General features: G+C 35.2%; 11 protein-coding genes. All 11 read left to right on the top strand.

Annotation, left to right across the window (positions count from 1 at the left end):
• Positions 1–2 precede the first annotated feature (2 nt).
• The 11 genes from rsmH to GYW75_RS05710 all read left to right on the top strand — a co-directional run bounded on the left by rsmH (position 3) and on the right by GYW75_RS05710 (position 13,203).
• Positions 3–938, top strand: coding sequence for a 16S rRNA (cytosine(1402)-N(4))-methyltransferase RsmH (rsmH, locus tag GYW75_RS05760; protein ID WP_174798741.1), 936 nt, complete (start codon positions 3–5; stop codon positions 936–938).
• Positions 931–1,311, top strand: a complete 381-nt coding sequence (gene ftsL, locus GYW75_RS05755; protein ID WP_085164936.1) for a cell division protein FtsL — start codon at positions 931–933, stop codon at positions 1,309–1,311. Before rsmH ends, ftsL begins: the two co-directional genes overlap by 8 nt.
• Positions 1,311–3,107: a peptidoglycan glycosyltransferase FtsI gene (gene ftsI / locus GYW75_RS05750; protein ID WP_174798740.1), complete on the top strand. Its 1,797-nt coding sequence runs from the start codon at positions 1,311–1,313 to the stop codon at positions 3,105–3,107. Before ftsL ends, ftsI begins: the two co-directional genes overlap by 1 nt.
• A gap of 9 nt (positions 3,108–3,116) precedes the next feature.
• A complete protein-coding gene (gene murE / locus GYW75_RS05745) occupies positions 3,117–4,670 on the top strand; it encodes a UDP-N-acetylmuramoyl-L-alanyl-D-glutamate--2,6-diaminopimelate ligase (protein WP_174798739.1) in 1,554 nt (517 codons plus the stop codon).
• Entirely contained in the window at positions 4,667–6,040 is a 1,374-nt protein-coding gene (murF, locus tag GYW75_RS05740; protein ID WP_174798738.1) for a UDP-N-acetylmuramoyl-tripeptide--D-alanyl-D-alanine ligase, read from the top strand. Before murE ends, murF begins: the two co-directional genes overlap by 4 nt.
• Before the next feature lie 4 nt (positions 6,041–6,044).
• Positions 6,045–7,127, top strand: coding sequence for a phospho-N-acetylmuramoyl-pentapeptide-transferase (gene mraY / locus GYW75_RS05735; protein WP_065560405.1), 1,083 nt, complete (start codon positions 6,045–6,047; stop codon positions 7,125–7,127).
• A gap of 22 nt (positions 7,128–7,149) precedes the next feature.
• Entirely contained in the window at positions 7,150–8,484 is a 1,335-nt protein-coding gene (gene murD / locus GYW75_RS05730) for a UDP-N-acetylmuramoyl-L-alanine--D-glutamate ligase (RefSeq protein WP_065590393.1), read from the top strand.
• Positions 8,481–9,632 carry a cell division protein FtsW gene (ftsW, locus tag GYW75_RS05725; RefSeq protein WP_081298061.1) on the top strand — a complete coding sequence of 384 codons (1,152 nt, stop codon included), beginning with the start codon at positions 8,481–8,483 and terminating at the stop codon, positions 9,630–9,632. Before murD ends, ftsW begins: the two co-directional genes overlap by 4 nt.
• Positions 9,632–10,684 carry an undecaprenyldiphospho-muramoylpentapeptide beta-N-acetylglucosaminyltransferase gene (gene murG / locus GYW75_RS05720; protein ID WP_065590392.1) on the top strand — a complete coding sequence of 351 codons (1,053 nt, stop codon included), beginning with the start codon at positions 9,632–9,634 and terminating at the stop codon, positions 10,682–10,684. The genes ftsW and murG overlap by 1 nt, the downstream gene beginning before the upstream one ends.
• Before the next feature lie 160 nt (positions 10,685–10,844).
• On the top strand, positions 10,845–12,293 hold the full coding sequence (murC, locus tag GYW75_RS05715) for a UDP-N-acetylmuramate--L-alanine ligase (protein ID WP_174798737.1): 1,449 nt from the start codon (positions 10,845–10,847) through the stop codon (positions 12,291–12,293).
• A 1-nt stretch (position 12,294) separates the two neighbouring features.
• Positions 12,295–13,203, top strand: a complete 909-nt coding sequence (locus tag GYW75_RS05710; RefSeq protein WP_174798736.1) for a D-alanine--D-alanine ligase — start codon at positions 12,295–12,297, stop codon at positions 13,201–13,203.
• Positions 13,204–13,209 lie beyond the last annotated feature (6 nt).

Here is a 13,209-nt window from a genome sequence, read left to right as displayed (position 1 = left end):
TGATGGATTATCAACATACGACGGTTTTATTAAACGAAGCTGTAAATGCATTAAATATAAAAAAAGATGGCATTTATGTTGATGGTACCTTTGGACGAGGAGGCCATTCTCGTTTAATACTTGAACAACTAGGAGCACAAGGACGATTGATTGCTATTGATCGTGATGAGCGTGCAGAGCAATCTGCGTTACAGATAATAGATCCTCGATTTACTTTTATTCGTGGTGAGTTTTCAAATTTATATCAATATATTGAAGAGTTAGAATTATTGGGTGAAATTGATGGTGTCTTATTAGATCTAGGTGTTTCATCACCACAACTTGATGATCCTGACAGGGGATTCTCTTTTATGCGTGATGGACCTCTTGATATGCGTATGAATAATAGTAAAGGTTTAACTGCAAGTGAATGGTTACTTAGCAGTGATGAAGACGATATTTCATGGGTGTTAAAGGCATTTGGTGAAGAGAAATTTGCCAAACGTATTGCTCGATCGATTGTCGAGCAGAATAAAATTTCTCCGATTACTCGTACCTTAGAGTTGGCTAATTTAATTGAAAAAGCTACACCAAGAAAGGATAAAAATAAGCATCCAGCTACACGTAGTTTTCAGGCTATTCGTATTTATATTAATAGTGAATTGGAAGAAGTCGAGCAAGTGCTAAATAGTTGTTTATCAGTGCTTGCCAATCAAGGAAGATTAGCGGTTATTAGCTTTCATTCTTTAGAAGATAGGATTGTAAAACAATTTATTAGTAAACAGAGTAAAGGTCCAGATTTACCAACACGATTACCATTAACTGAACAACAAATTAAACAATTTGGTAGTGCTAAATTAAAATCACTTGGCAAAATTAAACCAAATACTATTGAAATTAATAATAACCCGCGCTCCCGAAGCGCAATATTAAGGGTAGCAGAAAGGAAAAATGAATAACCAAGACAATGATTTTTTTCTAGATAAAACTTATATTGATAAAAATTTTCAAAAAAGACCGAGTAAAAGCTTGTTTGGTGTAATTATTGGGGATTTATTTAGGCATCAAAAAATTTCATTGTTATTACTTGTGATGATTATTATTTCTGCTGGTGCAGTATTAATAACAACGCAACAAATTCGTAAACAGTTATTTGAACGTGAGCAACTTTTATTAGAACAAGATGTGTTAGAAAGCGAATGGCGGAATTTAGTTATTGAAGAAAATGTACTTGCTGATCCAAAACGTGTCGAAGAGAAAGCTAAAAATCAATTAGGTATGTCTTATGTGACACAGCAAAATGAAACAGTCATTGTAATAAAGAGTAAATAATGAAACCTGCCACTAAATATAAAAAAAATAAAACTAAAACTAAAACTAAAACTAAAAAGGTTGCAAAAACAAATAAAAATAATAGGTTAAATGGTAAAAGACAGTTTTTTACACCGAATCGTTTTTATATTATATATGGACTTATTATTTTAGCGATTATTTGTCTTATGGCTCGAATGGCATTATTGCAAATTATTGAACCAGATAAACTGATTGCTGAAGGTAATAAGCGCTCACTTCGTCACCAAGAAATTGATGCACCAAGAGCCATGATCACCGATCGTAATGGGCGTGCGTTAGCAGTAAGTGTACCGATGTTTGATGTTTGGGCAGATCCTAAAATTGTTGTGCAAAAAGGTGGTGTTAAAGCTGATGATATTAGATGGCAAGGATTAGCACAAACGTTGAATATTCCAATGTCAACGCTAAAGCAAAAATTAAACAATCCATCAATGAGATTTGTTTATTTGTCTAAGCAAGTAACGCCAACAATATCTGACTATTTAAAAAAACTAAAGTTACCGGGGATATCGTTTGCTAAAACATCTAAACGTTATTACCCTGCGGCAGAAAATATAGCTCAATTAATTGGTTTAACAGATATTGATGCAAATGGTGCTGAGAAAGGTTCTGAAGGTATTGAAAAAAGCTTTAATAAATGGTTAATAGGTGAATCGGGGCAAAGAGTTGTAAGACGTGATCGAGTAGGTCGTGTTATTGAAGAATTAGAACGGACAGAAACAGAAACAGCATCAGATTTAATATTAAGTATAGATGAGCGTTTACAATCACTAGTTTATAGCGAACTTAGTCAAGCGGTTCAATTTAACAAAGCAGACAGTGGAACAGCTGTATTGGTTGATGTGCATAGTGGTGAGATTTTAGCGATGGCAACCAGCCCATCTTATAATCCAAATAATCGCTCATCAATTGATTATAATTTATTGAGAAATAGAGCTGTTACTGATGCGTTTGAACCAGGCTCTACGGTTAAACCGCTAGTTGTAATGGCTGCCTTAGAAAAGAAAATTGCTAACTTAAATACTATTATCGATACTAGACCTTTTTATGTTAATCGTTATGAAATTAAAGATGTGTCATATCAAAAAACGCTTAATTTGGCAGGTATCTTAGAAAAATCAAGTAATGTTGGAGTAAGTAAGCTAGCTTTACAAATGCAACAGGATGATCTTGTAGAATTCTATAGTCGATTTGGATTAGGTCAACCAACGGAATTAGGCTTAGGTGGTGAAGTTAGTGGTTCAATTGCAGCCGATAGAACCAGAAAATGGGCTGATATTGAGCGAGCAACATTTGCGTTTGGATATGGATTAACTGTTACCCCATTACAGCTAGCAAGAGCTTATGCAACTATCGGTAGTTATGGAATTTACCGACCTGTATCAATTTTAAAAGTCACAGAACCTGTTAAGGGTAAACGTGTAGTTTCTGAAAAAGATGCTAAAACAGTTGTTCAATTAATGGAGGCTGTAGCTGTTACTGGTGGAGGAACTAAAGCATCGGTTCCTGGTTATAGTGTTGGAGTTAAAACAGGAACAGCGAAAAAATTATCTGGTGGACGGTATGTTAATCAATATTTAGCTTATACCGCAGGTATCGCTCCAGCAACAGCACCAAAGTATTCACTTGTTGTTGTTATTGATAACCCTAAAGCGGGGCAATATTATGGTGGTTCGGTTTCTGCACCTGTTTTCAGTCGCATTATGGGCGGTGTGCTTAGAACGATGAATGTAAAGCCTGATCGTCAAGTTGATGGGCAAATGATTATATATTAGTAGGTGAAAATGTTAGCAACAAACTCGTTTAAAACATTATTTGAATTATTAGGTGGAAGATGTAATTTAAAACTAGATGATTTTCCACTTAATCATTTGCGTATAGATAGTCGTAAAGTGGAAAAAAATGATGTGTTTATCGCAATCAAAGGTCATACAGTTGATGGACGAACATTTATTCCACAAGCTATTTCAATGGGTGCAGTTGTTATCTTAGTAGAAGCAAGTAGAAAATCAAATGACTTAAAAATTGACTATATTAGGCATGAAAATAAATCGATAATTCCACAAATTAGTGTTTTCCAACTTTCACAGCGTCTATCCTTGATTGCTAATGAGTTTTATCATTCTCCATCAAAAAAATTATCTGTTATTGGTGTGACAGGAACCAATGGGAAAACAACTGTTAGTCAGCTTATTGCCCAATGTTTAACATTATTGAATGAAAAAACAGCATTAATGGGAACTATTGGTAATGGAATTTATAATGAACTTGAGCCATCAGTTAATACAACGTTATCAGCAGTAGATGTGCAAACCTTATTAGCCGAATTTGTAGAGAAACAGGTCAAAGTTGTAACGATGGAAATTTCTTCACATGGGCTTGCTATGGACCGGGTTAAAGGGCTAAATTGCGCTGCTACTGTATTTACCAATTTAAGTCGAGATCATCTAGATTATCATAAGACAATGAGTAGATATGCAAAAGCAAAATGGTCGTTATTTAGTCCTGATGAAAAAGACAAACAAGTTTTAGCTGCGGGTAAATCAATTATTAATTATGATGACAAATATGGTAAAAGATGGATTGAAAAACTTCCACAAGTGACAGCTGTATCATGTCAAACAAAATCATTACGTCGACTCAAGGCGTTAAATATACCTTATGTTGGTGTATCAATGATCGAATATCATGATAAAGGTGCCCAAATTCATATGGAATCAAGTTGGGGAAATGCCATTATTATTAGCCGATTGCTAGGTGAATTTAATGTTTCTAATTTGTTATTAGCCATAGCTACACTTTTAACATTGAACTACCCATTTTTTGCTGTTGTTAATATGGCTTCTTTTTTGACTCCAATCTGTGGGCGAATGGAGGTTTTACATGTAAAAAATAGCCCAACGGTTATTGTTGATTATGCTCATACTCCAGATGCGTTACAGAAAGCTTTGCAAGCTAGTCGAATTCATTGTAAAGGTTCTTTATGGGTGATTTTTGGATGTGGTGGCGATAGGGATACTGGAAAAAGACCTTTAATGGCTGAAATCGCAGAACAATTTGCCGATAAAATTGTTTTAACTAATGATAATCCACGCACTGAAGATGAAATGAAGATTATTCATGATATTCAACAAGGTTTACATCACACTGATAATGTACTCATAATTACCAATAGAGTGCAGGCTATTACGCAAACATTAAAGCAGGCTAAGCCTAATGATGTCATTTTAATTGCAGGTAAAGGGCATGAGGACTATCAAATAATTGGTAATACCAAATATCACTATTCAGATCAAGAAACAGTGAAAAAACTTCTAGGAGTAGAGAATCAATCATGATTCCATTAGAAATTGAGCAAATAAAAAAAATAGTTAATGGTGAATCTTATTACATTCAAGACGAAAGTGCTGTGATTGATACAATTTGCACTGATTCACGAAAAATAATAAAACAATCGCTATTCATCGCACTTGTTGGAAATAATTTTGATGGACATGCTTTTGCTGAACAATCTATTAAAGATGGTGCTATAGCCGTGATCGTCGATCATAAACTTGATAAGACCATACCACAGATTGTTGTTAAGGATACTCGCTTGGCTTTAGGGGTAATCGCTAATTTTATCCGGCAGCAAAGTACAGCTAAAATTGTTGCACTTACAGGTTCATCAGGTAAAACGTCAGTTAAAGAAATGACTGCGGCAATATTACTACACTGTGGACAGACCCTTTATACACAAGGCAATTTCAATAATGATATTGGGGTGCCATTAACACTGTTACGTTTAACTAAACAAGACCAGTTTGCAGTTATAGAATTAGGCGCTAATCATATCGGTGAAATAGCCTATACTACGAATATTGTCAAACCACAAAGCGCTTTAATCAATAATATTGCAGAAGCACATATAGAAGGTTTTGGAACACTTGAAGGTGTAGCAAAAGCTAAAGGCGAAATCTTTCAAGGATTGCTTGATGGTGGTATTGCTATTATTAATTTAGATAGTTGTTCTGATAAATGGTTTACTCAGTTAGTAAACAAAACAGTTTGGACTTTTTCGTTAACGAACCCTTCTGCTCAATTTTATGCTAGTAATATTCAACACGAAAAAAATACAACATTTACATTACATACACCTAAAGGTGAATGTGAGATTATGTTATCGCTAGTTGGGAAACATAATATTTCAAATGCGATCGCGGCATCAGCTTTAGCACTTTCTGTCGGAGCGACTTTGAATCAGATTCAACATGGCTTAGCCTCTTTAACGCCTGTAAAAGGCCGGTTATTTCCAATAAAATTAAATCAAACCCAATTAATTTGGGATGATACTTATAATGCTAATGTTGGATCGATGTCAGCGGCTGTCAAAGTTTTGGCAAAACAGCCCGGTTATCGGATTTTAGTTGTCGGTGATATGGGTGAGCTAGGGCCAGAAGCTGAAAAATATCATTGCCAAATAGGTGAGCTTGCTCATGATGAAAAAATTGATTGTGTAGTAAGTGTAGGCAAATTAAGTCAATTTATTAGCCAGTTTAGTGGTGTGGGTCACCATTTCAATAATAAACAAGATGCAGTGAATTATCTATTAATGCTGTTACGCCAACAACCAAATTTAACAATGTTAGTTAAAGGTTCGCGTAGTGCAAAAATGGAAGAAGTTATCGAAAAAATTCAAATTGAACAACTCAAAATGAGTCAGGATTAAGATTATGTTGCTTTGGATATCGGAATATTTAGTTAAACATTTTACCTTTTTTAATGTTATCTCTTATTTAACAGTAAGAGCTATTTTAGGTTTATTAACCTCGCTAGCAATTTCATTATTTTTGGGGCAAAAAGTCATTGACTGGCTGCAAAAATTACAGATTGGTCAAGTCATTCGCCATGATGGGCCTGAGTCTCATTTAAGTAAAAAAGGAACACCGACTATGGGGGGGACGCTAATTTTAGCCTCAATTTCCTTATCGGTATTGCTATGGGCAGATTTACGCAATCCTTATGTTTGGGTAACTTTGTTTGTTTTAATTGGTTATGGCATTGTTGGCTTTGCTGATGATTATTTAAAAGTAATTCGTAAAAATAGTGCTGGATTAATTGCTAGATGGAAATACTTTTGGCAATCGGTTATTGCATTAATTGTTGCTTTTGGTCTTTATGTTTATGGTAAAGATAGCACGGTAACAGTACTTGTTGTGCCATTTTTTAAAGATGTGATGCCTCAATTGGGACTATGGTTTATTTTATTAACTTATGTAGTTATAGTTGGGGCTGGTAATGCCGTTAATTTAACAGATGGACTTGATGGATTAGCAATTATGCCAACTGTTTTTGTAGCCGCTGGTTTTACGCTTGTAGCATGGGCTACAGGGAATGTCAATTTTGCTGCTTATTTGAATATTCCTTATATTAAATTCAGCGGAGAGTTGATGATTGTTTGTACTGCAATTATTGGAGCTGGACTTGGTTTTTTATGGTTTAACACATATCCGGCGATGGTTTTTATGGGAGATGTTGGATCGCTAGCTTTAGGTGGCGTGTTTGGAATTATTGCTGTTTTATTACGACAAGAATTTTTATTACTGATTATGGGGGGAATTTTTGTTATTGAAACTTTATCCGTAATTTTACAAGTAGGATCATTTAAATTACGAGGTAAAAGAATTTTCCGTATGGCACCAATTCATCATCACTATGAATTAAAGGGTTGGCCAGAACCGCGTGTTATTGTGCGGTTTTGGATAATTTCATTGATGTTAGTTGTAATAGGTTTATTAACTTTGAAATTACGTTAATAAAAGATATTAGGATCAAATCATGGTTAGCTATCAAGGAAAAAATGTCGTTATTATTGGTTTAGGTGTCACAGGACTTTCTTGTGTAGACTATTTTCTTGCTCAAAATGTTATACCTAAAGTTATTGATACTCGTAAGTCGCCATCAGGGATGGAACAATTAGACAAACGTGTTGCTTGCCATTTAGGGGAATTAAATGTTGATTGGTTGCTTGATGCTGATTTAATAATAGTCAGTCCAGGAATTGCTTTATCAACACCTGAACTACAACAGGCAGCTAAAAAAGGTATTGAAATTATTGGCGATATTGAACTATTTTGCCGTGAATTGAATCAACAAAACAGTAAACAAATTGTAGCCATTACAGGTGCAAATGGTAAAACTACAGTAACAACATTAGTTGGTGAAATTATTAAGTCGGCAGGTATTAAAGTCGCTATTGGTGGTAATATTGGGCAGCCAGCATTATCGTTATTGAATCAACATTACGATGTATATGTTCTTGAACTGTCTAGCTTTCAGCTAGAAACAACTCAGAGTTTAAAAGCTACAGTTGCAACAATCTTAAATATTTCAGAAGATCATATGGATCGTTATCCTCTTGGATTAATGCAATATGTTGAGGCCAAGCAACGTATTTATCATAATGCCAAGTATTGTGTAATTAACCATGATGATAAGTTAACCATTCCGACTGACCAACAAAAAAACTGCGTTTCATTTGGTGTAAATAAAGGGGATTATCATTTGGATTTCCACTTTGAACATTTGATTGCACAAGAGCAGCCAGTAGTAGCGACTAAAATAATGAAACTGGCGGGATGCCATAATTATCTTAATGCGTTAGCGGCTTTAGCTATAGTTGATAAACTGAAAATTTCACGGGAATCAAGTATAGCAACAATTATTTCATTTCATGGTCTAGCACATCGTTTTGAGTTAGTGTTGGAAAAAAATGGTGTGAAGTGGATTAATGATTCCAAAGCAACTAATGTAGGTAGTACAGAAGCAGCATTAAATAGCGTAGTTTGCAAAGGGAAATTATTTTTATTATTAGGTGGGGATGGAAAATCAGCGGATTTTTCGCCATTGATTCCTTTTTTTGAAAACAGAAATCTAGAAATTTTTTGTTTTGGGCGTGATCGTTTTATCCTTGCTAAGCTAGCACCTCATATAACAACTGTAACTGAAACATTGTCAGATGCAATGCAAGTTATTGCTCAAAAAGTTGAACCAAATGATGTGGTCTTGCTTTCTCCAGCATGCGCAAGCTTAGATCAGTTTAAGAATTATATTGAACGCGGAAAACAGTTTGCACAACTTGCTGAACAATATACTCAAAGGAGTACAAAATGACACTCTTTTGGTTAAAAAAACAGGTTAATCCCCACATACCATTTGACAACCAGCTACTTTGGACTGTGTTAGGTTTAATGATCTTCGGTTTGATCATGGTGACATCTTCTTCAATGGCATTTAATGAAAGCGATCCTTTCTTTTATACACAACGAGAACTTATTCAGTTAGGACTATCATTATTTTTAATGTTTATTACGTTTTATATTCCAATGCAACGTTGGCAACAGTTTGCTTCTGTTTTACTTATTATTGCTATTATTATGTTAATCGTTGTGTTAGGTATTGGTTCTTCGATTAATGGAGCATCTCGTTGGATACCTCTAGGAGTATTCAATTTTCAACCTGCAGAACTTTCAAAATTAGCGCTATTTTTATTCTTAGCTGGTTATTTATCACGTAAATCTGAAGAAGTACAAAGTGGCTTTTGGGGGTTTTTTAAACCAATGGTTGTTATGACTATACTTTCTATTTTGTTACTTAAACAACCAGATTTAGGTACTGTTATTGTTTTATTTATGGTCACTATTGGCATTTTATTTATTGCAGGTGCGCAATTGTGGCAATTTATTGCTATTTTGCTAACGGGAGTTGGCGCAGTAATTTGTTTGATTTTATATGAGTCTTACCGCTTAACACGACTGTTAACCTTTCTTGACCCTTGGCAAGATGCTACAGGTTCAGGTTATCAATTAGTTGCCTCATTAATGGCAATTGGTAATGGAGGCGTTACTGGACAAGGTATGGGAAATTCTGTACTGAAATTAGGTTATTTGCCAGAATGTCATACTGATTTCATTTTCTCAATTATATCAGAAGAGTATGGATATATAGGCGTAGTTGCTTTATTGTCATTACTTTTCTTTCTAACATTTAAGGCGCTTGCAATTGGTTATCGAGCACTGAATGAAAGTTCATTGTTCTCTGGTTATTTAGCTTGTGAAATTGGGATATGGTTTGGTTTTCAAACATTTGTAAATGTGGGTGTTACATCTGGAATGTTGCCTACTAAAGGATTAACACTACCATTTATTAGTTATGGTGGATCAAGTCTTATTGTGATGAGTATTGCAACAGCAATATTACTCCGAATTGATTTTGAATTTAGACAACAACAAGCCCAAGCAAGAATAAGGTTAATAAAATAATGAAAAAATTATTAGTTATGGCAGGAGGAACTGGGGGGCATGTTTTTCCAGGTATTGCTGTGGCGCAATATTTAATGAAGCAAGGCTGGCAGGTAAGATGGTTAGGAACTGCCGATCGAATGGAAGCACACTTAGTTCCTGAAAATGGTATTGATATTGATTTTATCGAAATATCAGGGCTACGAGGCAAAGGTGTTATGGCATTATTAAAAGCACCTTATAAAATTTTAAAAGCAGTTTTACAAGCTAGAAAAATTTTAAAAACTTATCGCCCTGATGTTGTTCTAGGTATGGGAGGATATGTTTCAGGCCCAGGGGGAATAGCAGCAAAAACACTTGGCATACCGGTTGTAGTACATGAACAAAATGGTATAGCAGGTTTAACCAACAAATATCTAGCTAAGATAGCGGTTAAAGTTTTACAAGCATTCCCTACTGCTTTTCCTAAGGCTGAAGTAGTTGGCAATCCTGTTCGTAGTGATCTTTTAACTGTAGCAAAACCTGAAGAAAGATTTAAAGATCGTGATGGGCCAATTAGAGTATTAGTCATGGGAGGCAGCCAAGGAGCTAAAGTTATTAATGATATTGTGCCTAAAGTGATAACAAAATTATCCGATAAATATATAGTATGGCATCAAACAGGTAAAGGAATGTTGAATTCCGTAATTCAGTCATACCAAAATTGCGATATGACCAATAACAAAGTGACTGAATTTATCCAAGATGTTGCAGATGCATACAATTGGGCAGATATTGTAATTTGTCGTAGCGGAGCATTAACCGTCAGTGAAATTGAAATAGTTGGTATTGGTGCTATTTTTATTCCATTTATGCATAAAGATCGTCAGCAATTTTGGAATGCAAAATCACTAGCAGATATAGGTGCTGCTAGTATTATAGAACAACCTGATTTCAGTGTTGAATCGCTATCCAATTTGTTATGTAATTTGAACCGTGACAAATTAATTGAAATGGCAATAAAAGCTAAAAGTTTATCTATTGTGAATTCCACAGAAAAAGTAGCAGAAGCCCTTTATTCGGTGATAAAATAATACTTTTCTGACATAAATTTATGTAATATTTTTGTCAAAATGTTTCAGGTTAGATATATGTTTGAGTCAATGATTCATTTGAGCAATAAAAAATAACGATGATAGATATGCTCAATGATGATATGTACTGTGAACTGTAAAATAATGTAGGAGTTAAATAGTGAATACAAAGGAATTAGCGAAGTTAAGAGCAATTATTCCTGAAATGAAGCGAGTTAAACATATTCACTTTGTGGGTATTGGTGGTGCTGGTATGGGGGGAATTGCTGAAGTTCTCGCTAATGAAGGATACCAAATTAGTGGATCAGATATTGCTGAAAATGCGGTTACTCAACATCTAGAAACATTAGGGGCAAAAATTGTTATTGGCCATGCGGCTGAAAATGTAATTAATTCTAGCGTTGTTGTTATATCCTCAGCTATTTCGCAAGATAACATTGAAGTAATTGCCGCTCGTGCGGCACGTATACCTGTTATTCAACGTGCTGAAATGTTAGCTGAATTAATGCGCTTTCGATATGGTATAGCAATTGCTGGTACTCATGGTAAAACTACAACTACCGCTATGGTTACCTCTATTTATGCTGAGGCGAAACTCGATCCAACTTTTGTTAATGGTGGTTTAGTTAAGGCGGCAGGAACACATGCTCAATTAGGTAGTAGCCGTTATTTTATTGCTGAGGCTGATGAAAGTGATGCTTCATTTCTTCATTTGCAACCGATGGTATCTATTGTAACAAATATAGAGCCTGACCATATGGACACTTATCAAGGTAGTGTTGATAATCTAAAACAAACATTTATTTCATTTTTACATAACCTTCCATTTTATGGTTTAGCTATTATGTGCTACGACGATCCTATTAATCGAGAATTACTACCGATTGTGGGACGTAAAATTATCACTTATGGATTTAGCGAAGAAGCTGATGTTGTCATTAAAAATTATCGTCAAGAACGAGGTGTAAGCTATTACACGGTTTGTCGTCCTGATCGCAAGGCTTTGCAGATTGAGTTAAATGCACCTGGTAAACATAATGCTTTAAACTCGGCGGCTGCGATAATTGCAGCAACAGAAGATGGTATTGATGATGAATCAATTATAAATGCATTAGCTAAATTTGCTGGTACTAGTCGGCGTTTTGATTTATTAGGTATATTCCCGCATGTTGATGGTGGCGATATAATGATGGTTGATGATTATGGTCATCATCCTAGCGAGGTTAATGCAACAATTCAAGCAGCAAGAAACGGCTGGCCTGAACGAAGATTGGTTATGTTATTCCAACCACATCGATACACGCGTACTCGGGATTTATTTGACGATTTCGCACAAGTGCTTTCTCAAGTCGATGCACTTGTTATGTTAGATGTCTATTCCGCAGGAGAGCAACCTATTGCGGGTGCAGATAGCCGTTCGTTATGCCGTTCTATCCGCAATCGTGGCAAAGTTGACCCAATTTATGTTTCGGATTTAGATTTGCTACCCGAAATAATGCAAGAAGTTTTACAAAGTGGTGATTTATTAATTACACAAGGTGCAGGTAGTGTTGGTCGTATAGCACGCCAATTAGCCAAAACTAAATTATCATCAGAAGAGGTTTTATAAAATGGTAGATAAAGTTGCTGTATTGTATGGTGGTACTTCAGCTGAACGGGAAGTGTCACTTAAGTCAGGTAAGGCTGTACATGCAGGATTGTTGGCAAATGGTATCGATGCGCATCTTATTGATACTAAATATCATTCTATTACTAATTTAAAAGAAGAAGGTTATACAAAAGCTTTTATTATTTTACACGGACGTGGTGGGGAAGATGGTATTGTTCAAGCGATTTTGACTTATCAAAATATTCCTTATACCGGTAGTGATGTTTTATCATCAGCCTTAACAATGGATAAACTGAAAACTAAGTTAGTGTGGAAATCACTCAATTTACCTGTTGCTGAATATGTTATGGTTGAAAAATCACAATCAATTGATACTGGTGCTATAGTTAAACAGCTTGGTTTACCGTTGTTTGTTAAACCAAGTCATGAAGGATCAAGTGTGGGAATGGCTAGAGTTAATGAAGCATCTGAATTGGAAGCAGCTATTAGCGCAGCTTTCAAATATGATAGTGTAGTGATGGTTGAGTCATTTTTAGCAGGTCCAGAATTTACGGTAGCAATTGTTGGTGACGAGGTCTTACCTTCAATCCATATTAAACCCGCAACTAAATTTTATGATTATGATGCGAAATATTTATCTGATACCACTCAGTATTTTTGTCCAAGCGGTTTATCTGATGAACAAGAACAAGAAATTCGTAAATTAGCGTTAGATGCTTATAAAGCAGTAGGATGTCGAGGGTGGGGAAGAGTTGATATCATGTTTAATGCTAATCAAAAACCTTTTTTACTTGAAGTTAATACCGCTCCAGGTATGACAGACCATAGTTTGGTACCAATGGCGGCAAAAGAACATGGATGGTCATTTAATGAGCTTGTTGCTAAAATTTTGAATTTGGCAACTTTATAATTGGCC

The organism is Gilliamella sp. ESL0232 (assembly GCF_013346885.1).
Lineage (GTDB): Bacteria > Pseudomonadota > Gammaproteobacteria > Enterobacterales > Orbaceae > Gilliamella > Gilliamella bombi.
This window is presented reverse-complemented; position numbering and strand designations above follow the sequence as displayed.

Coding starts and splice junctions, on each gene's coding strand:
- ftsW (WP_081298061.1), top strand. CDS start 8,481: ATGACACTCTTTTGGTTAAAAAAACAGGTTAATCCCCACATACCATTT.
- murD (WP_065590393.1), top strand. CDS start 7,150: ATGGTTAGCTATCAAGGAAAAAATGTCGTTATTATTGGTTTAGGTGTC.
- rsmH (WP_174798741.1), top strand. CDS start 3: ATGGATTATCAACATACGACGGTTTTATTAAACGAAGCTGTAAATGCA.
- ftsL (WP_085164936.1), top strand. CDS start 931: ATGAATAACCAAGACAATGATTTTTTTCTAGATAAAACTTATATTGAT.
- mraY (WP_065560405.1), top strand. CDS start 6,045: ATGTTGCTTTGGATATCGGAATATTTAGTTAAACATTTTACCTTTTTT.
- ftsI (WP_174798740.1), top strand. CDS start 1,311: ATGAAACCTGCCACTAAATATAAAAAAAATAAAACTAAAACTAAAACT.
- murG (WP_065590392.1), top strand. CDS start 9,632: ATGAAAAAATTATTAGTTATGGCAGGAGGAACTGGGGGGCATGTTTTT.
- murF (WP_174798738.1), top strand. CDS start 4,667: ATGATTCCATTAGAAATTGAGCAAATAAAAAAAATAGTTAATGGTGAA.
- GYW75_RS05710 (WP_174798736.1), top strand. CDS start 12,295: ATGGTAGATAAAGTTGCTGTATTGTATGGTGGTACTTCAGCTGAACGG.
- murE (WP_174798739.1), top strand. CDS start 3,117: ATGTTAGCAACAAACTCGTTTAAAACATTATTTGAATTATTAGGTGGA.